At 60.3% G+C, this 21,173-nt stretch carries 15 protein-coding genes, 13 tRNA genes and 1 pseudogene; 25 read left to right on the forward strand and 4 right to left on the reverse strand.

Annotated elements, in window-relative coordinates:
- Window positions 1-4: 4 nt before the first annotated feature.
- The 16 genes from HMPREF9081_RS03015 (at window position 5) to HMPREF9081_RS03090 (ending at window position 4,949) form a co-directional block, all read left to right on the forward strand.
- A tRNA-Asn gene (locus HMPREF9081_RS03015) sits at window positions 5-80 on the forward strand.
- Between the two features lie 36 nt (window positions 81-116).
- Window positions 117-193 (forward strand) — tRNA-Gln (locus HMPREF9081_RS03020).
- A gap of 38 nt (window positions 194-231) precedes the next feature.
- A tRNA-Lys gene (locus HMPREF9081_RS03025) sits at window positions 232-307 on the forward strand.
- A gap of 19 nt (window positions 308-326) precedes the next feature.
- Window positions 327-402: transfer RNA gene (locus HMPREF9081_RS03030), tRNA-Lys, on the forward strand.
- Between the two features lie 4 nt (window positions 403-406).
- Window positions 407-482, forward strand: a tRNA-Val gene (locus HMPREF9081_RS03035).
- 14 nt (window positions 483-496) lie between these two features.
- Window positions 497-573, forward strand: a tRNA-Asp gene (locus HMPREF9081_RS03040).
- An 8-nt stretch (window positions 574-581) separates the two neighbouring features.
- A tRNA-Phe gene (locus HMPREF9081_RS03045) sits at window positions 582-657 on the forward strand.
- Between the two features lie 48 nt (window positions 658-705).
- A tRNA-Thr gene (locus HMPREF9081_RS03050) sits at window positions 706-781 on the forward strand.
- 1 nt (window position 782) lies between these two features.
- A tRNA-Gly gene (locus tag HMPREF9081_RS03055) sits at window positions 783-856 on the forward strand.
- 11 nt (window positions 857-867) lie between these two features.
- Window positions 868-954 (forward strand) — tRNA-Leu (locus HMPREF9081_RS03060).
- Window positions 955-975: 21 nt separating this feature from the next.
- A tRNA-Leu gene (locus HMPREF9081_RS03065) sits at window positions 976-1,061 on the forward strand.
- Between the two features lie 26 nt (window positions 1,062-1,087).
- Window positions 1,088-1,173, forward strand: a tRNA-Leu gene (locus HMPREF9081_RS03070).
- Between the two features lie 16 nt (window positions 1,174-1,189).
- Window positions 1,190-1,275: transfer RNA gene (locus tag HMPREF9081_RS03075), tRNA-Leu, on the forward strand.
- A 105-nt stretch (window positions 1,276-1,380) separates the two neighbouring features.
- On the forward strand, window positions 1,381-2,211 hold the full coding sequence (locus HMPREF9081_RS03080) for a PD-(D/E)XK nuclease family transposase (RefSeq protein ID WP_006305506.1): 831 nt from the start codon (window positions 1,381-1,383) through the stop codon (window positions 2,209-2,211).
- Window positions 2,212-2,371: 160 nt separating this feature from the next.
- Window positions 2,372-3,679, forward strand: a complete 1,308-nt coding sequence (locus HMPREF9081_RS03085; RefSeq protein WP_006305508.1) for a nitrogenase component 1 — start codon at window positions 2,372-2,374, stop codon at window positions 3,677-3,679.
- On the forward strand, window positions 3,672-4,949 hold the full coding sequence (locus HMPREF9081_RS03090) for a nitrogenase component 1 (protein WP_006305509.1): 1,278 nt from the start codon (window positions 3,672-3,674) through the stop codon (window positions 4,947-4,949). Before HMPREF9081_RS03085 ends, HMPREF9081_RS03090 begins: the two co-directional genes overlap by 8 nt.
- Before the next feature lie 366 nt (window positions 4,950-5,315).
- Here the strand turns inward: HMPREF9081_RS03090 and HMPREF9081_RS14360 are convergent, their stop codons facing one another.
- Window positions 5,316-11,963 (reverse strand): autotransporter outer membrane beta-barrel domain-containing protein, encoded by a 6,648-nt coding sequence (locus tag HMPREF9081_RS14360; protein WP_006305510.1) that lies wholly within the window; start codon window positions 11,961-11,963, stop codon window positions 5,316-5,318.
- A 671-nt stretch (window positions 11,964-12,634) separates the two neighbouring features.
- Here HMPREF9081_RS14360 and HMPREF9081_RS03100 point away from each other — a divergent pair.
- Window positions 12,635-13,387, forward strand: coding sequence for a PD-(D/E)XK nuclease family transposase (locus HMPREF9081_RS03100; protein ID WP_083812229.1), 753 nt, complete (start codon window positions 12,635-12,637; stop codon window positions 13,385-13,387).
- A 192-nt stretch (window positions 13,388-13,579) separates the two neighbouring features.
- Here the strand turns inward: HMPREF9081_RS03100 and HMPREF9081_RS03105 are convergent, their stop codons facing one another.
- Window positions 13,580-14,674 carry an LPP20 family lipoprotein gene (locus HMPREF9081_RS03105; protein ID WP_006305513.1) on the reverse strand — a complete coding sequence of 365 codons (1,095 nt, stop codon included), beginning with the start codon at window positions 14,672-14,674 and terminating at the stop codon, window positions 13,580-13,582.
- 210 nt (window positions 14,675-14,884) lie between these two features.
- On the opposite strand from HMPREF9081_RS03105, the gene HMPREF9081_RS03110 reads away from it, so the two are divergent.
- Window positions 14,885-15,607 carry a DUF4198 domain-containing protein gene (locus HMPREF9081_RS03110; RefSeq protein WP_040394376.1) on the forward strand — a complete coding sequence of 241 codons (723 nt, stop codon included), beginning with the start codon at window positions 14,885-14,887 and terminating at the stop codon, window positions 15,605-15,607.
- Window positions 15,608-15,750: 143 nt separating this feature from the next.
- On the opposite strand, the gene HMPREF9081_RS03115 is transcribed toward HMPREF9081_RS03110, so the two are convergent.
- Together HMPREF9081_RS03115 and HMPREF9081_RS03120 are read right to left on the reverse strand one after the other, a co-directional pair.
- Window positions 15,751-16,146, reverse strand: a complete 396-nt coding sequence (locus HMPREF9081_RS03115; protein ID WP_006305515.1) for a type II toxin-antitoxin system HicB family antitoxin — start codon at window positions 16,144-16,146, stop codon at window positions 15,751-15,753.
- A 40-nt stretch (window positions 16,147-16,186) separates the two neighbouring features.
- Entirely contained in the window at window positions 16,187-16,447 is a 261-nt protein-coding gene (locus tag HMPREF9081_RS03120) for a hypothetical protein (protein ID WP_040394378.1), read from the reverse strand.
- A 258-nt stretch (window positions 16,448-16,705) separates the two neighbouring features.
- Between HMPREF9081_RS03120 and HMPREF9081_RS14365 the strand changes: the two are divergent.
- The 7 genes and pseudogenes from HMPREF9081_RS14365 to atpA form a co-directional block, all read left to right on the forward strand.
- A pseudogene (locus HMPREF9081_RS14365) lies at window positions 16,706-16,795 on the forward strand (secretion protein HlyD); the annotation flags it as partial.
- Between the two features lie 290 nt (window positions 16,796-17,085).
- Window positions 17,086-17,469 carry a hypothetical protein gene (locus HMPREF9081_RS03125; protein WP_040394381.1) on the forward strand — a complete coding sequence of 128 codons (384 nt, stop codon included), beginning with the start codon at window positions 17,086-17,088 and terminating at the stop codon, window positions 17,467-17,469.
- Between the two features lie 51 nt (window positions 17,470-17,520).
- The gene (gene atpB / locus HMPREF9081_RS03130) at window positions 17,521-18,201 is read left to right on the forward strand and encodes a F0F1 ATP synthase subunit A (RefSeq protein ID WP_006305518.1); all 681 of its coding nucleotides are present in this window, start codon (window positions 17,521-17,523) and stop codon (window positions 18,199-18,201) included.
- A 71-nt stretch (window positions 18,202-18,272) separates the two neighbouring features.
- Window positions 18,273-18,524 carry a F0F1 ATP synthase subunit C gene (atpE, locus tag HMPREF9081_RS03135; protein ID WP_006305519.1) on the forward strand — a complete coding sequence of 84 codons (252 nt, stop codon included), beginning with the start codon at window positions 18,273-18,275 and terminating at the stop codon, window positions 18,522-18,524.
- Between the two features lie 39 nt (window positions 18,525-18,563).
- A complete protein-coding gene (gene atpF, locus HMPREF9081_RS03140) occupies window positions 18,564-19,088 on the forward strand; it encodes a F0F1 ATP synthase subunit B (protein WP_006305520.1) in 525 nt (174 codons plus the stop codon).
- Window positions 19,082-19,621: a F0F1 ATP synthase subunit delta gene (locus tag HMPREF9081_RS03145; RefSeq protein WP_006305521.1), complete on the forward strand. Its 540-nt coding sequence runs from the start codon at window positions 19,082-19,084 to the stop codon at window positions 19,619-19,621. The genes atpF and HMPREF9081_RS03145 overlap by 7 nt, the downstream gene beginning before the upstream one ends.
- Before the next feature lie 17 nt (window positions 19,622-19,638).
- Window positions 19,639-21,156, forward strand: a complete 1,518-nt coding sequence (atpA, locus tag HMPREF9081_RS03150) for a F0F1 ATP synthase subunit alpha (protein WP_006305522.1) — start codon at window positions 19,639-19,641, stop codon at window positions 21,154-21,156.
- Window positions 21,157-21,173 lie beyond the last annotated feature (17 nt).

A 21,173-nucleotide genomic window follows, 5' to 3' on the forward strand; every position in this document is an offset into this window, starting at 1 on the left:
TCACTCCTCGATAGCTCAGTCGGTAGAGCGTCTGACTGTTAATCAGAATGTCACTGGTTCGAGTCCAGTTCGAGGAGCCATTTTTGCATTATAGCGGCGTCGCCGCTTTGGATAGTTGGGGTATCGCCAAGTCGGTTAAGGCACGGGACTTTGACTCCCGCATCCGTTGGTTCGAATCCAACTACCCCAGCCAATTTGTATCATTTTGGCGGGTACTGTGGCGCTGATAAAGGTTCACTAGCTCAGTTGGTAGAGCATCTGACTTTTAATCAGAGGGTCCCGGGTTCGAGTCCCGGGTGAGCCACCACTATTTCTTCACTTATCATGACTCACTAGCTCAACTGGCAGAGCAACTGACTCTTAATCAGTAGGTTCACGGTTCGATTCCGTGGTGGGTCACCATTATGGGCGATTAGCTCAGCTGGGAGAGCGCTTGCCTTACAAGCAAGATGTCGGCAGTTCGATCCTGTCATCGCCCACCAAGGTACACAAAAACGGCCCGGTAGTTTAGTTGGTTAGAATGCCGCCCTGTCACGGCGGAGGTCAGGGGTTCAAGTCCCCTTCGGGTCGCCATTTTTTATGCCTCGGTAGCTCAGTTGGTAGAGCAGGGGACTGAAAATCCCCGTGTCAGTGGTTCGATTCCGCTCTGAGGCACCACTTCGTATATCATTACAGCGTCTGCGGCATACGCCGCTTGTGCATGTTGCTGGCGTAGCTCAATCGGTAGAGCAGCTGACTTGTAATCAGCAGGTTGGGGGTTCAAGTCCTCTCGCCAGCTCCACGCGGGTGTAGCTCAATGGTAGAGCCCCAGCCTTCCAAGCTGGTCACGTGGGTTCGATTCCCATCACCCGCTCCATTTTGCATTTCGCCGGGGTGGCGGAACAGGCAGACGCAGGGGACTTAAAATCCCCCGATCGAAAGATCGTACCGGTTCGATTCCGGTCCTCGGCACCAAATATCATACCCGATTGTCACGCGGTCGTGGCGGAATTGGCAGACGCGCTACTTTGAGGGGGTAGTGTTCACAAGACGTGTGGGTTCAAGTCCCACCGACCGCACCATTTTATCTCTCCAACAACATAGTCACGCGGTCGTGGCGGAATGGCAGACGCGCTAGCTTCAGGCGCTAGTGATGGCAACATCGTGGAGGTTCAAGTCCTCTCGACCGCACCATTTAACTTTATAGCATGCGGTTGTGGCGGAATTGGCAGACGCGCTACTTTGAGGGGGTAGTGTTCACAAGACGTGTGGGTTCAAGTCCCACCAACCGCACCATTTGAAATAGTGTCGCTGTAGGAAATTACAGCGATTTTTTGTTGCTGTTACTCATGCTTGCGATTTTATGGAGAATACGCTAGAATAATTGCAGGAGGGGAGTTTATGGCACTGGATACGGAAGAAGCACGTCGGGCATTGTACCGAGAAATCGTTCAGAGTTTAACATTGATGGATGATATCTTTATGACGGCGGTGTTTCAGAACAGTCTCCCCTGTGTCGATCTGGTCTTGCAGATTATCTTGGAGAAGCCGAACCTTCGCACGACGAGTGTCGTTACGCAGGATACACTCAAAAATCTTCACGGTCATGATGTGCGGCTTGACATTCACGCCTTTGCGGACGGGCAGGAATTCAACATCGAGATTCAGCGAGTGAAAAGGGGAGCAGAACCACGCAGGGCGCGTTATCACAGCAGCATGATGGATGCGAATGCGCTGCCTGAAGGAATGGATTATAAGAAGCTGCCCGAATCGTATGTGATCTTTATCACGGAGGCAGATGTACTTGGGAAGGGGAAACCGCTCTATCTGATAGGACGAACGATTGAGGGGGATGGAGCGTCCTTTGGCGACGGCTCGCATATTGTCTATGTAAATGGTTCGATGGTCGATACGGAGACGCCTCTTGGGCGGCTGATGCACGATTTTCAGTGCGTGCAGCCCGAGGAGATGTACTATCCTGTTCTTGCAGAGCGGGCGGGAGTGTTTAAGAATACGGAGAAAGGAGAGATTTATATGAGCTCGAAGTGGGAACAGTTTGTTCAGGAGATCAGCAAAGAGGCGATGGAGCGCGGCATGGAGCGTGGCGCAGAAAATGCGTATCTTTCTTCTATCCGAGCAATGATGGAAAAGCTGTCGGTTACGGCAGAGAAGGCAATGGATGTGCTTGCGATCCCCCAGTCGGAGTGGAGCAGGTATAAGGCGATGCTCTGAAATTTAAGAAAAGAACCCGTCGGCATGATTGTCGACGGGTTCTTTTGTGTCAAAACGCACGGAATTTTTCGCGCATATATGGTATTTTATGATGTGTGTCGGCACGTAGCACCGTTTGCGATGCCGATGGCGTTTGAGGAACTGGAGGATATGGAGCGGTATGGCGATTGAGGTAAAGCGCGCGGGGGTACGGCGTGCGCAGTGCAGCTGCAGCATGCCCGCCGTCTGGTGGGCGCTCTCGTACGCACGGGGAGCACTGGTCATCTTTCACAGCCCGCGCTCCTGTGCGCATGTGGTGCGTGAAAAGGATGTCGGCAGCTTTCATCGACTGATCGGCGCGGGCACCTACGCGCCGCCGTCGCCCGTACCGCTGCTGACGAGCGGGATCGGTGAGGGCGATGCGGTGTTCGGCGCGGCGGAGCGGCTGCGTGCGTGCATCCGTTTTGCGGCGGAAAGATATCAGCCGCGTGCCGTCTTTGTCGCGGGTTCCTGTGTGAGCGGCATCATTGGGGACGATACGCGGGCTGCGGCGGAGGAGATGGAGGAGGAGTTGGGGCTGCCCGTCGTCGCCGTTCCTACGGGCGGCTTTTTGGACGATGAGTCCTTCGACGGCTACCTGTCGGTTGCGCGGGTGCTGATGGAGCGCTTTATGCAGCCGCCTGCGCGCGTGCGGCAGGGGACGGTGGTGTTTCTCGGGGACTACGGTGGGTTTTACAGTGCCTACGTGCAGGAGCTGAAGCGGCTGCTTGGCGGCCTCGGGCTGCAGCTGATGGGGCAGTTTCCCACCTATACGCCGCTCGATGAGGTGCAGGCGGTGCCGGAGGCGGAACTCCTCGTCGTGCTCGGCAGTGCGATGTCAGATGAGAAACAGGCGCTGCTCATCGCGTTCGCGGAGGAGCTTCACACGCGCTTCGGTACGCCGTATTTCGCGGAGGCATTTGCGGGCGGCGCAGAGGAGACGGCACACTGGCTGCGCTGCATCGGCGCACGCTGCCATCGGGAAGCGGCGGCGGAGGAGACGATTCGGCGTGAGGAGGCGGCGTTCGAGCGCAGTCTCGCGCGTGCGCGGGAGACGCTCGCGGGGCGGCGCACCGTGCTCGTTGTCGGGCGCGAACTGCACTGGCTGCAGCCCGAGATCCTCCTGCGCCTGATCGAAAGGGCGGGGGTACGCCTCTCCGGCATCATCCTCCTCGCGCTCTTTACCGAGGCGCAGCGCAGTGAGGTGGAGGACGGCCTTCGGGCGTGCAGCGATGTACCGATTCTCGCGGTGGAGGATCCCGCGAGTGAGGATCTGCTGCGGTCGGCGGATTTCGTCTTTACGACACATGAGCTGGTGGACGTACAGCTGCGGCAGATCCTGCTCGGCAAGCTGCCTACGGTCGGCTGGGCGATGGAGCGGCAGCTCATCGAGGATATGGAGCACGTACTCTATCGGCATACAAGCAGGGGAGGGCTGATCTATGGATGAGGGAATTCTCTCCTTTGACGATATGTCCGTGTGGATGGAGAGCTGTGCGCTGACGGGCGCGGCGGCATTCTTCGCGGGGCTGCGCGGCTGCGCCGTCGTAGTCAACGGGCCGCTGTGGTGCTATCTCTTTACGCAGCGGCACATCGAGCAGACACAGAGCGATATCTCCCATCGCATGAAATGCACGCAGCTCGACAACGATGCGATTGTGTTCGGCGCGGAGGAGTATCTGCGCGAGGCGCTGCAGGCGCATATCGAGCATCCGCCCGCGCTGCTCGCCGTCATTAGCGGCAGTTCGGCAAGTCTGATCGGCGATGATGTCGGTGCGATTGCGCGCGCGGCGGGCGTAACCTGCCCCGTGGTCGCCATTGACAGCGGCGGACTGACCGGCAGCTTCGCGGACGGATGGCGGCACGCTTCCTGCGCGGCGCTTGCGGTGCTGCTCCGCGAGACGGCGGCGCCCGCGCGGCACGGAGTCAACCTCATCGGCATGACTGCGTCCTACTACAACGGCGAGAACGATGCGCGGGAACTGGTACGCCTGCTGATGGGGGCAGGGTATGCGGTGCGCTGCGTATTCGGGTGTGACATGTCCCCGGAGGACATCGATGCACTGGCGCAGGCAGAGCTCAATATCGTCGTGCATGACGAGCTCGGGCTTGCGGCGGCAAAGTACATCGAGCAGCGCTGCGGCACGCCCTGCATCGCCCCTCTTCCGCCCTATGGGCGTGCGGGGACGCGGCGGTGGCTGGAGGCGGTCTTTGCCGCTCTGCCGCCCGCGCATGGGGAGACTGCTATGGCGGAGATCGAGGAGGCGGAGCGCAGAGACTTTCTGCGGATCAACGATCTCAAGAATACGTGGGGCGAGCTGCGCTTTGATACCGCACTCATCCGCGCACCGCGGTCGGCGGCGTGGGGGCTTGCCGAGGCGCTGCGTACGGAGTGGGCGGATGTCCGGCATCTCGCTGTTGCGGCGCAGGTGCGCGATGCTGCCGCAGTGCAGATCGTGGATGAGCGGCTGACGGAAACGGATACGGTGCGGGCGCAGGAACTCCTCGCGGCGATGGAGCACGGACTGCTCATGGCGAGCAGCAGCGAGTCCGTGCTTGCCGATCCGTGCAGGATGCTCTACCTCCCCGTCGCCTATCCCGTTGTCGATCGCCTCTGGCTGTCGGATCAGCCGTTTATGGGGCTGCGCGGTGCGCGGCACATCGAGGACGCACTCTGGAACGGGAGTATCCTGCGGCGTGAGATATCCGTCCGCGCATAGGCTATTGGCGGCAAAAAGCTCCGAGCACGTACAGGTGCTCGGAGCTTTTTCTGTGGGGAGGTAACATACCGCAATCCAATGCCTCCCACGCCGCAGCGGGGGAGGGGGACCGCGAGCGGTCAACGTCAGCCAATCACACATCGCTAACGCTCGTGTTCTTGGGACGTTTTCGCATACGACATGTTTCCCAATCAACTTCGTCCTACGGACTTGCTTCTTGGACAGGTCAGCAAGCGGTGGAAGGGGCGCCTGTGACTTGTATGACGTTCTTACGATAGGAGTCATGGATCGCCCAAGGCGCCCCTACCGTCACGCTGTCGCGTGCCACCTCCCCCATTGTGATGGGGGAGGCTTGGAGAGCGGACGTTAGAACTTCCAGTCAAATCCTGCTCTAAAGGTGACGCCGCGCTGTTTGCCTGCCCAGCCCTCGATGCTGAGGTCGGCGGAGGCGTTCTTGCCCATCTGTGTTTTCCAGCCGAGTTCGAGGCTGCCGGAGAAGCCCTTGAGTGTGGGCGCGGGTGTCGTGTAGGACAGCCCGCCGACGTGGACGGTGGCGCTTGTCTCGCCGCCGAATTCGTACTGCATGGAGGCGCCGAGGATGAGGGAGCCGCTGCCCTGCGGGATCATCCAGCGTGCGCCCGTGCGCAGGCGATGGCTGTTGACGGCGTCGAACTCGTAGCGCTCACCCGTGGAGAGGGTTGCATCCGTGCCGTTCTGCCGCGTGTAGAAGTAGCGGACGTACAGCTCGCGCTCGTTGCCGCTCTGCTCCGTGACGCGCTGACCAAAGCCCAGATGTGCGCCGATGTAGTTCGTATCGGTGTCATAGGAGGTGGGACCGCCCGGCAGCTGCGCAGAGTAGTCCATCGAGGAGCGCCCGAAGCGCAGGCTGCCCTCGTAGAACGTGCCGTCCTTCTGCTCCTGCCGGATGAAGCCGCCGACGCCGACGTAGCGGACGGAGCCGTCGCCGTGCGCATCATTGACGTAGCTGTCGTAGGTGCCGCGTCCGTATTCGACGATGGGGCCGAAGAGGATGCGCTCATCGCCGCGCAGGACTTCACGCGAGAAGCCAACGGCGAGGTTCATGCCCTTCATATCGACGTGGGAACCCGTCTCATGCCGCATGGAGGAGCCGCCGATGGCCGCAAATGGGGCAAAGCCCTCGGCTGCCGCCGCCTCGACGGATGCACTCGTCATGCCGCCGCCCGTCATGAGGTCTGCACCTGCGCCGAGGAAGGCTGCCGCTCCTGCCATCGTCTCGACGACGGACTTGCGGTTGTCCTCTGCCTGCCGCTTGAGGTCATCGGGCGTCGGTGTCGGCGTTGGTGTAGGTGTAGGTGTAGGTGTAGGTGTAGGTGTAGGTGTAGGTGTAGGTGTAGGTGTAGGCGTTGGTGTAGGTGTTGGTGTAGGTGTCGGCGTTGGTGTTGGTGTCGGTGTTGGCGTTGGTGGTGGGGTTGGAGGTGTCGGTGGTGTTGGCGGCGGCGTTGGCGGTGTTGGGGGTTTCGGCGTTGGCTTATCGCCCTCGTCGATGGCGGAGCCGTCGGTCTTGACAATCAGCTCCTTATTATCCTCGGTGATGCCGATCTTCGCCGTAGTGACATCCGAGACGCCCTTCCAGACGGTCATGGTGGTCGTGCCGTCCTTCTGGATCTGCGCTTTCTCTGTGTAGAGGAGGCGCAGGCGCTTCTCCGTCTCATCGCCGCGCAGATGCGCCGTGATGTCCGTGCCCGTGAGGTTGGTATTGCTCGTGGACGAGAGCCAGAGCATGGTGTCGTCCTTCGTCATGCCGGCGGGCAGCCAGAACTCGAGCTTTTGGAATCCATCGATGGAATCTGCCTTGATGCCCTTGGTCTCCTTGACGACGAGCGCGTTGCCTGCGATGTTCTTCGTCGCGCCCACTGCCTTGTGTCCATAGAGCTGCGCCGCAGAGAGGTTGGGCGTGCCCGTGATGACGATGCGGTTATCCTTGACGGTTGCGACGGAGCCTGCATCACTGCCCGCGTTCGCTTCGCCGGCATAGATGCTCTCCTGATAGATGCCGCCGCTGATGTTCACAGTGTTCGCGTTTGCCGTCGCCTGTGCCGGCGCGCCGTCTGCGGTGGCGTAGCCGCCGATGATCTCCGACGTAAATGTACCGTGTGCGAGGTTCAGCGTGTTCTCGTTTGCCGTCGCCGTCGCAGCCGCCCCATCCGCGTTGGCATTGGCCCTGCCGCCGCGGACCTGTCTCCACGGAGCAGCGGCGGAGAGGGTGACGGTATTCTTTGATGCCGACGCAGTAACGGGGGCATCCTTGCCGACCGCCCCTACTGTGCCGCCGTACACATCGCTTGCCGCCGTCAGCGTGCCGCCCTCGGCGGTGATGCTGTTGCTGTCTGCCGCAGCCGCTGCGCCCGCGCGCTCTGCCGTGCCATCGGCGACGCCGCCGATGAGCGCCTGCACTGTGCCGGAGGCGTTCTTCAGCAGCAGCACATTTTCATGTGCCGCAGCGGATGCGGTCTTCCCTGCCGCTTTCGTAATGACCACGGCATACCCCGTGTGGATGCGGGTGTCATCGAGCTTGGCATTGGTGAGCTTGACCGTGTTCTTCGTGAGGGCGGCGGTCGCTGCGCTCTTCGTTGAGATGAGTTCTGCCCAGCCGCCGTACAGCTTGTTCGCGAATGTACCGCCTGTGCCCGTGACGGCGTTCTCCGTGAGCGTTGCCGACGCATCGCCCGCATTGTTCACTCTCAGGGCGGCAAGTGCGCCGTAGGCATCCTTCACCGTGCCGTCCGTGCTCGTGACCGTGTTCTTTGCTATATGCGCCGTGAACGATGCGCCGTCCTCGGAGGAGGTTTCCTGTGAGAGATAGACGCCATAGGCGCTGCTTGTCACCACGCCCTTTGCCTCGATGGTGGCGGCGTTCTCGGTCGCCGTGTATGTCGTCGCGCCGCCAAAGGCGTTCGTCGCCGTCATGTTCACGCCGCTCATGCTCTCCGCCGTGCCCTCCACGAGCCGCGCCGTGTTCCCTGTCGCCGTGAGCGCGGTATCGCCCGCCGCCGTGGCGCCAGGATCCCGCCGATAGTTGATGTATGCACCGTGGATGCTTTCCACGGCATTCGCCTTCGTCACGGTCGCTGCGTTTCTCTCGGCGATTACCGCCGCTGTGCCGTCTGTCTGGCGGACAGAGGTGTCTATGCCATAGACACCCTCGAGCTTCGTGCCGCTCCCCTCGGCGCTGTTCTCCCGGAATGTCGCCGTGAGATCCGCCGACGCGTTCGTATACATCTCCGCATAGCTGCCCGCAAGATTCGCGATCTCCTTGCCCGCCGCGCTCGCACGGTTCTTCTCTGCGAGGATCTCCGTCTTGCCGGCGTTCGCGTTTTGCGCGAGGATATGGCTGCCGTAGATTTTGTCCGCGCTGAGATCCGCCCCGCGCGCCGTGATCATGTTCTCCTCGGCGGTGAGCTTCAGATTCCCCGCTGCATTCCGCGCCTCGATGCTGCTGCCGGCGAGGGCTGCCGAGGTGCTGCTCTCGACATCCGTGAGCGCGGCACTGTTCTTTGCTGCAGTCAGTTCTGCCGCGCCGAACGCCTTGCCCAGACGCAAAATGCCGCCGTAGGCGCTGCCCGTCTTGCCGTTCGTGAGCGTCAGCGTATTCTCCGTGAGCGACCCCGTGACGGTACGCGTCGTCGCTGCCGTCTGCGCCAATGTGCCATAGGCGCCATCTACCTCTGCAGTGCTGCCATGTGTGCCAAGCACCTTGTTCTGCGTGACGGTGAGGCTGACATCGCCCGTCGTGCTCTGCGCCGAGGCGTAGCCGCCGTAGCTCTCCCCGTTCGTGACGGCAGCAGCGGCGAGGTTCAGCGTGTTGTCGGTGGTGACGGCGGCTGCCGTACCCGGCGTGCCGGAACCCGCACTATTTGTGCCTGCATAGGAATTGCCGCCGTAGAGCTGCCCCAGGAACGTGCCCGCATCTGCCGTGACTGTATTCCCCTCTGTCCGTGCGGTCGCCGCCGCATTCACGGCAGTGGCATAGGCATCCGCACCGTAGACCGCCTGCCACGGAGCAGCTGCGGAGAGGGTGACGGTGTTCTCCGTCGCCGCCGCTGTGACGGGGGCGTCCTGGCCGACCGCCTCTGTTTTTCCGCCGTAGACCTTGTTCGCCGCCGTCAGCGTGCCGCCCTCGAGGGTGACGCTGTTTTTGTCTGCGGCAGCCGTCGCACCACCAAGGTCTGCCTCGATATAGGCGTTGCCGCCGATGAGATTATTCGCTGTGCCGGAGGCGTTCTTTAGCTGCAGCACGTTTTCATTGGACGCAGCGGATGCGGTCTTCCCTGCCGCCCTTGTACGGGCAACGGCATGGCCCGCGCGGATGTGGGCGTCATCGAGCGCGGCATTCGTGAGATCGACCGTGTTCTTCGTGAGGGTGGCGGTCGCCGTGCCCGTCTTTGCGAAGACGTCTGCCACACCGCCCCGCACATCGCCCGCAAATGTGCCGCCCGTGCCCGTGACGGCGTTCTCCGTGAGTGTCGCCTGTACGTCCCCTGCATGGTCCGCGTGGAGCGTCACAGCGGCACCCATCGCGTTCTTTACCGTGCCGCCCGTATTCGCGACCGTGTTCTTTGCGGCGGTCGCAGTGAACGACGCGCCGTCCGCAGTGTTGTTTTGCTGCTCGATCTCTGCGCCCGCGACTCTGTCTGTCACCACACCCGCTGCCGCGACGGTGACGGCGTTCTCGGTCGCCGTGTATGCCGCTGCACCGCCAAAGGCATTGTTGATGCGGATCTCGGCACCAAACAGTTTGGACAGCTTGCCCTCGTTGAGGTCTGCCTTGTTGCTCCTGGCGATGAGTGTCGTATCTCCCGCCGCCGTCGCAGCGCCGTCGCGCTCATAGACGAGCGTTGCCCCCGTGAAGCTGCCGCCGTCGTCGGTCAGCTTCGTCAGGGTGATGGTGTTGCCCTCTGCGGTCACCTCTCCCGCGCCGTCTTTCTGCTCTGTCTTGGCAAACGCACCATACGCATGGTACGAAGTTCCGCTCTGCACCTCTGCCGTATTCCCCGTGAGCTTTACCGTGAGGGCGGCATTCTCGAATGAAATGATGTCGGCATAGCCGCCGGCAAGGGTATCGGCCTTTTTGCCCCGCATGAGGGCGCGGTTCGCCGTCACCGTGGCCTCTGTCGTGCCCGCATTGCTGTTCCGCAGCTGGACGTGGCTGCCATACATCTCATTGGCCTTGAGCGCCGCGCCATCTGCCGTGACCGTATTCTCCTCCGCACGGATCTGCAGACTGCCCTTCGCATCGTGCGCCTCTATGTAGGAGCCGCGGAATGCGACATTGCTATCGCTCTCGCTCGCGGCGTTGGTGAGGACGACACTGTTCTTGGCGGCGTGCAGATCTGCCGCGCCGGCCGCCCTGCTCAGAAGCAGCCGACTGCCGTACACCTGGTACGCCTTGCCGCCCGTGAGCGTGACCGTATTCTCGACAGCGGATGCCGTGATCGCCTGCCCTCCTGCCGCCGCAAGCTGTTCGAGCTTGCCATCGGCGCCGTGTACCACCGACGTAGCGCTCGTGAGCGTCCCGTCGATGCTGTTCTTCTCCGTCGTCAGGCTGAGCTTGCCCGTCTCACTGCTTACGGATGCATCGCCGCCCGTGATGTAGACGGTCGTACCATCCGTCGGAAATGCCGCCGCACCGGCGAGATGCAGCTTGTTCTCGGAAGCGGTCGTCGTCGCCGTTCCCGCCTTTGTCGTCGCATTCCCCCAGCCGGCCAAAACGTTCCTCTGGAACGTGCCCCCGTTCGCCCATAGCTCGTTGCCGCGCGCCGTCGCCGTGGCAGTACCGGTCGCGTCTTCGGTAATCGCCGATGTCTTGCCGCCGTAGACGGTCTCCTTGAAGGTGCCGCCCGCGATGGTGAGCTGATTCGCATTTGCCGCAGTGGTGACAGCAGCGGCTTTCTCTGTCCTGAGGGTGTTGTATCCGCCTGCACTCACATACTTGAACGTGCCGGAGCCCGCCTCTATCTTGACGATGTTCCCGTTCGTCTCAGCCGTGTTCAGCGAAACGCGCGTGGCGCCTGCCTGCTGCTCTCCATAGGCATAGCCACCGTAGAATTTGTCTGCGCCCGCCTTTGCGGTCAGGTGGTTCTCATTTGCCTGCAGGGAGATGGAGGTCTTGGTCGGGCGCGCGTACACATATCCGCCGTAGATTTCCGTGACAGTATCGCCCGTGGTGAAGGTGAGGCTGTTGCGCAGTGCCTTCGCCTCGCTGCGTGCATCCGTTTCTGTTATGACCTTGCCGCCGTAGAGCTTCGTCTGTGCGGTAAAGCTGCCGCCCGTGACGGACGCAATGCTGTCCGTCACCGCTGCCGTGCTGTTGATGTCCAGCGCCTCTGTATAGGCTGCGCCGCCCGCAACGGTGATGTCGCCGCCCTCGGGCACGTCGTAGGTGCCGCCCTCGATGGTCACCTTGCTGTGCTCGACCTCTGCCACTGCCCGCGTCGCGCCACCGCCGGAGCCCTCCTTGGACATGGCGAGACCGCCGATGATGCCCCACTGCGCCTCAGGGGTGGTGGCGTCGAGCTTGAATGTGCAGTTCTTGATGGCGACCTCCGCGCCGGAGATCTTTGCGGTGCCGCCATGCTCCAGCCATGCGTATGCGCCGGTGGCGCTGCCGATCGTGCCGCTGTTCACGGTCGCCTTGCCGCCCGCATTTGTACCCGTGAACTGGATCGTGCCGTCGACCAGGCTGACCTTCCTCCACGCACCTGTGACGGGCGTGGGGCGGTGATGGCCGCCCGCGAGATAGTAGATCTCGGGCGATGCCCCGCCGCCGTCCGTGCCGACGGTGATGGTCGCCGCCGTGCCGTCCGTGCTGCCCGCGATGCCTTGGGACGCCACGGTATCCGTCGTGACCGTGCTGCTGACCATGGGATCGGCAAGGGCGTACGGCATGCCGCCGAGCGTGAATGCACCCGCCGCGAGTGCGGCGAGGATGCGCGGGGTGAGGGATTTGGATTTGTGGGTGTGGTGTCGTTTCATGGGGGTGACTCCTTTCTGGATGCGTTCTATTTGTAGGGAGGTGCTTCCTTGTGGCGATGTTGTTTCATGATGTGACTCCTTTCGTGGGTGAATCCGATTGATGGGAGGGGGACCGCGAAGCGGTGGAAGGGGCGCCTGTGGCTTGAGTGACTCTCTGTCGATAGAGATGCCTAGATCGCTCATGGCGCCCCCACCGGCTCGCCGTGCTCGCCACCTCCCCCGCTGTGGCAGGGGAGGCTAAGATAGCGGGATGGGGTAGTGCGTGTTCAAGCGTCTCATCGCGACGAGGAGGGGGAAGAGCGTGGAATTTGCCGTTCCCCCAAGCCTCCCCCGCCGATGCGGGGGAGGGGGACCGCAAAGCGGTGGAAGGGGCGCTTTGAACGCCGCAGGCAGAGGCTCCAATTATAAATACACACTGCACTAATAATACTGTAGCACATTTCAGAAAAATGCGCACTGTAGTAAATGACAGGTGTCAAACGTCCTAATTTTCCGGAAAGTCCAGTATTTTCAAGGGGAGAGGGGATTTTGGGGGTGAAAAATTTTTTTGGAGAATTTTGTTGGCGATCCCGTGGAGAATACGATAGAATGATGACAGGAGGGATTCGATACTTGATACAGAAGATGTGCGGCGTGCGCGCTACCGGGAAATCATTCAGAGCCTTACGCTGATGGACGATATATTTATGACGGCGGTGTTTCAGGACAGCCTCCCGTGCGTCGATTTGGTCTTGCAGATCATCTTGGAGAAGCCGAATCTCAGGGCGACGCGCGTCGTCACGCAGGACACGCTGAAGAACCTGCACGGGCATGACCTGCGGCTTGACATTCACGCGTTTGCGGACGGGCAGGAGTTCAATATTGAGATCCAGCGTGCAAAGAAGGGCGCAGAACCGCGCAGAGCACGCTACCACAGCAGTATGATGGACGCGAATGCGCTGCCCGAGGGGGCGGACTATGCGAAGCTGCCGGAGTCGTATGTGATCTTCATTACGGAGACGGATGTACTCGGAATGGGGCAGCCGCTCTATGTGATTGAGCGTGTGATTCGGGGCGGCGGCGGACGCTTTGATGACGGCGCGCATATCATCTATGTGAATGGGGCGATGGCGGATACGACTACGCCGCTCGGGCGGCTGATGCACGATTTTCGGTGTGTACGGTCCGAGGAGATGTACTATGAGGTGCTTGCAAAGCAGGCGGGAGCGTTTAAGAAGCATGAGAGAGGAGAGGTTCGCATGAATGCGGCATTGGAGAAGCTGATAGAGGAAGTCAGTGAGGAAAAAGTGGAACGTGCCAGAGAGACGGAGCGCCTTTCGTCTATTCGCCGTATGATGGAAAAATTGTCAGTCACCGCCGAAAAGGCGATGGACGTGCTTGCCATTCCACAGTCGGAGTGGGGACGGTACAAGGCGATGCTTTGAGCAGAGTTTGACAGGAAAGGGCTGTTGCACGAACGCCCCTTTGTGTCCTGAAAAATGGTTAATGTTTCCGTAGGTGAGATTGTAAAAAACCCCCGCACGTCGAAAATGTCCGATGTGCGGGGGTTATGCTGTGCGTGGCGCATAATACTTGTGAAGTTTGTGATGAAAGTCACGCTTTGCAGTTGTTTTTCCTCAGCGCAGGAATACGACGTTCGTCGCATCGAGGAAGCCGCTCGCGCTGTTCTCGAGGAGGAGTCGGTTCGCGTCCGCTGCCGAGAGGACGGGGTTCGCATTGCCATCGACACTGACGGCACGGAGGCGCAGCGGGTTCGTGCCCGCGCGTGTCGCATCCGCCTCGCTGCGTGCATAGGATGCCATACCGTTCTGGACGACCTTGTCACTGTCGAGGTTCTTGTAGCCGTAGATGGGGCGGCCGTTCTCCGCCTTGATGACGGGACTCATGACGGGGCGCAGACCAAGGCCCGTGCAGTCGATGATGACGCCCGTATAGCCGCCGACTGCGCGGCCTGTGGGGACGAGGTCAGCAGGAGGCGTGGTGGGAGCAGGTGTCACAGGCGCCGGTGCAACAGGTGCAGCGGGCGTCGTCGGGGTCGGATGTGTCGGACGGAGCGGTGCAGGCTCGACCGCAGGCGCAGCGGGCGTCGCGGGACGAATGGGTGCAGGGATTACCGCAGGTGTGGAGGGCGTGGTCGGACGGAGTGGTGTGGGCGCCGCTGTCTTGCCGGTATCCTTGCCCCAGTCTGCCTTGCGGTTGCTGCGGTCATAGGTGCCGTTGCCCGTTGTGTCATAGTTCTGGGGTTTGTAGGGCATGTAGACGCTTTCCGGCATCGTCCACGGCTCGGGCGTTTTGTTCGGCGCAAAAATCGTGCTCGCGAGCGAGCCGGCGCCATAGACGGGCAGTTCGAGGGTCACGGTATAGGAGCCGTCGCGCTGCTGTTTTTCCTCGACAATCGCCGCGCCCTTGATGAGCGCGCTCACCTGTGTGCGGACAGTCATGTTCGCGAGCATCAGGTTCTCTACGGTGGTCACGGCATCGACTCTCACGCCGCTTGTCTGCTCGGCAAGCTGGCGGTAGGCGTCGCTGATCGCAGCGCGGCGGGCAAGTGCCTCCGCCTGTGTTCCGCTCGTGCCGGCGGGCGCGATGCCAAGCCCCTCGACATGAATTGTGCCGCCGTCCCACGCCGCAACCGCCTCGGTCGTGCCGGTCGTGAAGACGGCAAGCGCGAGCACGAGTACGGCAAGCGCAATCGATTTTACAACGTGCATAGATATTCCTCCTTGAAGTCTAAGATTCTTCTTAATCGAAATATCGCAAATAAAGAATAGAGAATCATGAGAAAAAGGTTAGTATTCGATGAGAGGGACAGGGAAAACGACATTCAAAGAGTTGCAAATAAGAATTACTTATACTATAATGTGGAGGAGTGGCGTGGGTATCCCGCGCATCCGTTTTGTTTTCTGATGGGAGGATATTCGATGAAGAAAAAACTTTTGGCGGCAGCGCTCGGCGCGGCGATGGGGCTTGGGATGTATGCAGCTCCGGCAGATGCACACGGTGTCTTCTTTGCGAACCGCGTCGACACGAAGGCGCTCGTGCTCGGCGAAGGTCCCTTGGACAACGCCTATGATCCGGCGTGTGTGCAGCGCATCGATGCCTATGATGTGAATTTCCAGCCGACGACGGTGGAGCGCGTGGATGGCGAGAAGAATGTTATGATCGTGCCGGGCGATGATCTCGGCGTGACGGCGACGTTCTTCGACTACGGCTATTTTGCCAAGACGACGGACGGCAAGGTCATCCCGACGCGCGACTACTCGAACATCGAGAATCTCGTGTCCGTGACCTATGCCTACAAGTACAATGTCCACTACTGGAGCCCGTCGGTAACGCCTGCGGGGCTCTACAATGTGCCGATCCAGATCGTGCCGGCGGTGAACCCGCTGACACTGCGCCGCGGTGACACGCTCCGTCTGCGCATCTACAAGGACGGTCAGCCGTACGCGAACGCGCCCGTGATCGCGGATGTGCTCGGCGATCTCACGACCGAGACGCAGGCGGATGCGAACGGCTATGTAAACGTGCGCGTTGCGAACAACGGGCTCAATGTCATCGGCGTGGAGGTCGGCTTCCCGACGGATGATGCGAACGTGACGAAGAAGATCTTCAGCTCCCTCTCGTTCATCATTCCGGCGGAGTAATTTCGTATCGACATACAAGAAAGGCGCAGCTGCGTGACGGCTGCGCTTTTTGCGTGCGGCTTTTGTGGCTTCATAGTAAAGCGATAACACAAATGGGACGAAAAAATCTACGCCAATCTGAGGGCCTATTTTATCAGCGATTCCTATACACCAATGCCGCACTCTTTACGGATTGCATTTTGCAGGAGTTTCGAGAAGTTGATGTTGCGCTCGCGTGCAAGGGTGTCCATCCAGCCGGGCAGGGTGACGTTCTTGCGCACGGTGCGCGTATCATTCATCTGACGTACGGGGAGTGTATCTGTCCGCACGAGAGCAACGGAGGCTCCGCTCGGCACATGGAGTGCAGCGGGGACAGATGGTGCGGGGATTGCCGCGTGTTCTGCCTCAAGATGCCAGAGTGCGAGGGCAAGGGCGTCCTCTGCGTTCTCGAATGCCTCCTCAATCGTTGCACCGTCCGTATAGCAGTTCGGCAGATCGGGAAAGTCAACGAGAATGCCGTCCTCCTCCTCGGTAAAGATGGCGGGATAGATGTATTTCATGGAGAATCCTCCTTTACGACCTTCGTTTTATCAGCGATTCCTACACTATATGATACTTCTTCCACGGGATCTGGTTGAGCCGCAAGCCGCTCAAGAAGTCGACAATGTCCTTGCGTCCGTAGTATTGAGGCTTGCCGTCCGAGGTCAGGCTCATGAGGATGATCGGCATGCCGGGGAAGAAGCGCATGAGGGCGCGTCTGGTCTGTGTGGATTTGATGGTGTAGCGCGTGACCTCGGGCGCGACGTGGATGATGGCGAAGGTGACGCCCTGCTCGATGATGACGGCTCCCTCGATGGTCATGTGTGCGCTCCTTTCGGCTGTGTTTGCTGTGCTGGTCATGATGCGCCTGCGATTCGACAGGTGCGTCCGCTATATTTCGCCCATTGTAGCAAAGCGCATCGCACATTACAATATTAAATTGAAAAGAACTATTAAAACAAGGTTGCATAAAAGCCGGGAAGTCCGTATAATAGCGATAAGGGTTATAAATCGCCATAGGCGGCGAATATAGCCAAAACTTATGATATTGACGGAAAATTCCAAGGAATTGCTGATAAAATGAAGTCCGTCGTATTGGTGCAGATTTTTTGTCCTGCCAAGGAGACAAACCGGACGCATAGCAAGAGCTATGTGGAGGATTTGTCGACATAGGCAGGGCGAAAAAGATGTGCTAAGACGGCGTGGCTGAATTTATCAGTGCTTCCCCGAAATACGATCCACAAATGGATACGGTTGTGGAAGGGGATTTGTCTTTTGCGTCGAATGTCGTAAGTGTATGGGAAGCACTGTGACGAATGCCGTTTTATCAGTGATTCCTTCTGATATTCAACGAAGATGGCGGGCGGCGTATGGCTCTGCATTCCAAAGGCGGGATGTGGGGGCAGTTTTCTTGCGTTTTTGCGGAAATACTTGCGTTGCGGGGCTGTCGGAGGAGGAATATGAGGCAGGTTTTATCGGCGTATCGGAGGCAGATTGTCCTCTCGCTCCTGACGGCGGCGTTTCTCGGCGGCGGCACGCTTCTCCTCATGGGGGAGTCGCGGCTCGTGGGTGCTCTGCTTGCGGGCGCGGGGGCGGCGGCTCTGTACTTTGCACAGCTGGCGCAGCGCATCATGCGTGCGGCGCGGCTGGGGGCGGCGGGCACGTCGCAGGTGCAGGTGGGGCTCGTGCTGATGCTCGTGCTGATCGGTGCTGTCCTCTGGGCGGCGACGACGGCGGGCGTGCACTATTTCTTTGCGGCGGTGGGGGGCTTTCTCCTGATGCACGCGATCATGATGGTGCAGCTGATTGTGCGGACGATACGCGCCGATAGACGGAACCGCTGATGGCGGTTTCGGGATGTAAGGTGGGGGGTTCCCCCGAGGGAGGTAGAGGTTATGCACGAAATCGGTGTTCGCGAGGCAGTGCAGATCGCCGGATTTACCTTCAATTCGCAGACGCTGGTGATGACGTGGATCTCGATGGTCGTCGTTCTCTTCATCGGTTGGCTCGCGACGCGCAATCTGAGGGTTGTGCCGACGTCGAACTGGCAGATGATGTTGGAGACGGTGATCGAGGCGCTGCACGACCAGGTCGAGGAGAATATGGGCCCGCGCGGGCGTGGTTTCCTGTCCACGTTCATCGTGTCGCTGTTCCTGTTCCTCCTCGTGTCGAATTGGATCGGTCTGATTCCGACGATGGCATCGCCGACAAACGATCTGAACACCACATTGGGACTGGCTCTGCTGGTCATCGTCATGATGCACGTGCTGGGGCTCGCGGTGAAGGGAATGCACTATGTGGCGCATTTCTTCCAGCCGGTCGCACCGTTCATCATCATCAACATTGTCGAGGAGGTTGCGAAACCGATCACGCTGTCGTTTCGTCTATTCGGCAACATCTTGGCGGGTGAGATTCTGATTCACATCCTGCTGCAGCTTCTCGGGAATGGCTCCACCATCCCCTCGGTGATCTGGCTGGCGTTCAGTGTGTTCGTCGGCATTGTGCAGGCGCTCGTCTTTACGATGCTCTCCACTGCTTACATTGGAGCGGCGATCAAGACGGACGGCGGGCACTGAGAAAATCGGTTTTACGTGCGGCAACGCACATCATCCAAGATTTTGTTCAACTGTTTAAGGAGGATCTTTTCATGGAAAACGCAATCATGGTCGCAGGCGCTCTTATTGGTGCGGGTCTCTGCTTTGGTCTTGCTGCGATTGGCGCGGGCATCGGTGACGGTCTTGTCACGGGTCGCTTCATCGAGGGTCTGGCACGTCAGCCGGAGGCGGGCGGCGTTCTCTTTACACGTACGCTGATCTCGGTCGGTCTGATCGAGGCGCTTGCCATCATCGGCGTTGTTTTCGGCATCATCATGCTCTACGCAAATCCGCTGATTAAGTAATTGAGATACAGCATGGATTTTGCAAAGGGGGCATAGGAATTGAGTGAAATTACGCAAGGGCTGATTGATCTCAACGGGACGCTGCCTGTCCAAATCATCAACTTCCTGATTCTCGTTGCACTCCTGCGTGCGGTGGCGTACAAGCCGATCGTCCGCATGATGGATGAGCGTAGGGCAAAGATCGCCGAGAGCATCGAAAAGGCGGACGCAGATGCGGCTGCTGCCGAGGCGACGCTGAACGAGTACAAGGCACAGCTTGCCGCCGCGCGCACGAAGGCACAGGAGATCGTCGATCAGGCGGAAAAGCGTGCCGGCGAGGAGCGCGAGGCGAGCATTCAGGCGACGAAGCGTGAGATCGAACAGATGAAGAAGGCGGCCGAGGTCCAGATGGAGCGCGAGCGCGCCCATGCGGTCGAGCAGCTGAAGGCAGAGGTTGTCGCCCTGTCGCTCGCGGCGGCGGGCAAAATCATCCAAAAGAATCTGAACGAGAAGGACAACGATGCCATCATCGGCGAGTTTATCGCGAAACTCGACGCGAAAAAGATTGGTGATGCGCCATGCTGAACATGGAACTTGCTCGCAAGTACGCACGCGCGATCTTTGAACTTGCCTGCGAGGATGACGCGCTCGTGGAGTACGGCGAAGATCTGGCGAAGGTGCAGCAGCTCTATCATGACTGCCCGGAGCTGAAGGCGTATCTCTGCAACCCGAACATCCAGCCGGAGGACAAGAAGTCCCTCCTGCGTGAGGTGTTTGAGGGCGGTGTGCGCGAGACGGTGCTGAACTTCCTCCTGCTGCTCATCGACAAGCGGCGCATGATGGTGTTCGACGCGATCAGCTCCATCTTTGGACAGCTCTCGAACGAGAAGCTCGGCATCGCCGTGGCGGATGTCACGACGGTGGACGCGCTCAGCCCGGAGCAGTTGAAGGGACTGACGGCGAAGCTCGAGAGCGTTACGGGCAAGCAGGTAACTCTACGCGAACACCGCGATCCCTCGCTCATCGGCGGCGTGGTGGTGCGCATCGGCGACCGCCGCATCGACGGCAGCATCAAGGGGCGTCTCGCAGCAATGACGGCAGAGTTAATGGCGAACTAGCGGGGTGACAGCGAAATATGAAAATGAATCCGGAAGAAATTACTTCCATAATCAAGGAACGGATCAAGAACTATGATGTCGATCTGAACGTCAACGATGTCGGCACGGTTCTTGAGGTCGGCGACGGTATTGCCCATATCTACGGGCTGGACAAGGCGATGGCGGGCGAGCTGCTGGACTTCGGCAATGACGTCTACGGTCTTGTCCTGAACCTTGAGCAGGAGAGCGTCGGCGCGGTTCTGCTCGGCGGCGATACCCTCATCAAGGAAGGCGACACCGTGAAGCGCACGGGGCGCATCATGCAGGTGCCCGTCGGCGAGGCGATGATCGGCCGCGTCGTGGACGCGCTCGGACGCCCCATCGACGGCAAGGGGCCCATTGACACAAAGGAATTCCGTCCGGTCGAGTCGCCGGCGCCCGGTATCGCGGACCGCAAGAGCGTCCATGAGCCGCTGCAGACGGGTCTGAAGGCAATCGACGCGCTCGTCCCGATCGGCCGCGGTCAGCGCGAGCTGATCATCGGCGACCGCGGCACGGGCAAGACGGCAATCGCCGTCGATACGATTCTGAACCAGAAGGGACAGAACTGTATCTGCGTCTACGTCGCCATCGGTCAGAAGGCATCGACCGTCGCGCGCGTTGTCAAGACGCTTGAGGACGGCGGCGCGATGGAGTACACGATCGTTGTTGCGGCGACGGCCGCGGACAGCGCGCCGCTGCAGTACCTCGCACCGTATGCGGGCGTTGCGATGGCGGAGTACTTCATGTATAAGGGCGGTCATGCGCTCTGCGTCTATGACGATCTCTCGAAGCACGCGGCTGCGTACCGCGCGATGTCGCTGCTGCTGCGCCGTCCGCCCGGACGCGAGGCATACCCGGGCGACGTGTTCTACTTACACTCCCGCCTCCTCGAGCGCGCGGCGAAGCTCTCCGATGCACTCGGCGCAGGCTCCATCACGGCACTGCCGATCATTGAGACGCTCGCGGGCGACCTCTCGGCGTACATCCCGACGAACGTCATTTCGATCACGGACGGTCAGATCATGCTGGACACCGACTCGTTCTACTCGGGCATCCGCCCGGCGATCAGCGTCGGTCTCTCGGTCTCCCGTGTCGGCGGCTCCGCGCAGATCAAGGCGATGAAGCAGGTCGCGGGCACGATGCGTCTGGATCTCGCTCAGTACCGCGAGCTGGCGGCATTTGCCCAGTTCGGCTCCGATCTCGACAAGGCGACGAAGGCGCAGCTCGACCGCGGCGCACGCATGGTCGAGACGCTCAAGCAGGCGCAGTACAGCCCGCTCTCCGTTGCCGAGCAGGTGCTTGTCATCTTCACGGCGGTGCGCGGACACCTCACGGACATCCCCGTAGGCAAGGTTGTCACGTTCCACACGGACTTCCTCAAGTTCATGCGTGCCTCGCATCCGGAGATCGCGTCGGCGATCACGTCGCAGCAGAAGCTCGACGATGCGCTTGAGGCGGACATCACGAAGGCGATTGCGGAGTTCAAGGACACCATCTCCTACAAAGAAGCGTAAAGGAGAGGTGACTGTAT

The organism is Centipeda periodontii DSM 2778, from assembly GCF_000213975.1.
Taxonomy (GTDB): Bacteria; Bacillota; Negativicutes; order Selenomonadales; family Selenomonadaceae; genus Centipeda; species Centipeda periodontii.

Coding starts and splice junctions, on each gene's coding strand:
- HMPREF9081_RS03080 (WP_006305506.1), top strand. CDS start 1,381: ATGGCACTGGATACGGAAGAAGCACGTCGGGCATTGTACCGAGAAATC.
- HMPREF9081_RS03085 (WP_006305508.1), top strand. CDS start 2,372: ATGGCGATTGAGGTAAAGCGCGCGGGGGTACGGCGTGCGCAGTGCAGC.
- HMPREF9081_RS03090 (WP_006305509.1), top strand. CDS start 3,672: ATGGATGAGGGAATTCTCTCCTTTGACGATATGTCCGTGTGGATGGAG.
- HMPREF9081_RS14360 (WP_006305510.1), bottom strand. CDS start 11,963: ATGAAACGACACCACACCCACAAATCCAAATCCCTCACCCCGCGCATC.
- HMPREF9081_RS03100 (WP_083812229.1), top strand. CDS start 12,635: ATGGACGATATATTTATGACGGCGGTGTTTCAGGACAGCCTCCCGTGC.
- HMPREF9081_RS03105 (WP_006305513.1), bottom strand. CDS start 14,674: ATGCACGTTGTAAAATCGATTGCGCTTGCCGTACTCGTGCTCGCGCTT.
- HMPREF9081_RS03110 (WP_040394376.1), top strand. CDS start 14,885: ATGAAGAAAAAACTTTTGGCGGCAGCGCTCGGCGCGGCGATGGGGCTT.
- HMPREF9081_RS03115 (WP_006305515.1), bottom strand. CDS start 16,146: ATGAAATACATCTATCCCGCCATCTTTACCGAGGAGGAGGACGGCATT.
- HMPREF9081_RS03120 (WP_040394378.1), bottom strand. CDS start 16,447: ATGACCATCGAGGGAGCCGTCATCATCGAGCAGGGCGTCACCTTCGCC.
- HMPREF9081_RS03125 (WP_040394381.1), top strand. CDS start 17,086: ATGAGGCAGGTTTTATCGGCGTATCGGAGGCAGATTGTCCTCTCGCTC.
- atpB (WP_006305518.1), top strand. CDS start 17,521: ATGCACGAAATCGGTGTTCGCGAGGCAGTGCAGATCGCCGGATTTACC.
- atpE (WP_006305519.1), top strand. CDS start 18,273: ATGGAAAACGCAATCATGGTCGCAGGCGCTCTTATTGGTGCGGGTCTC.
- HMPREF9081_RS03145 (WP_006305521.1), top strand. CDS start 19,082: ATGCTGAACATGGAACTTGCTCGCAAGTACGCACGCGCGATCTTTGAA.
- atpA (WP_006305522.1), top strand. CDS start 19,639: ATGAAAATGAATCCGGAAGAAATTACTTCCATAATCAAGGAACGGATC.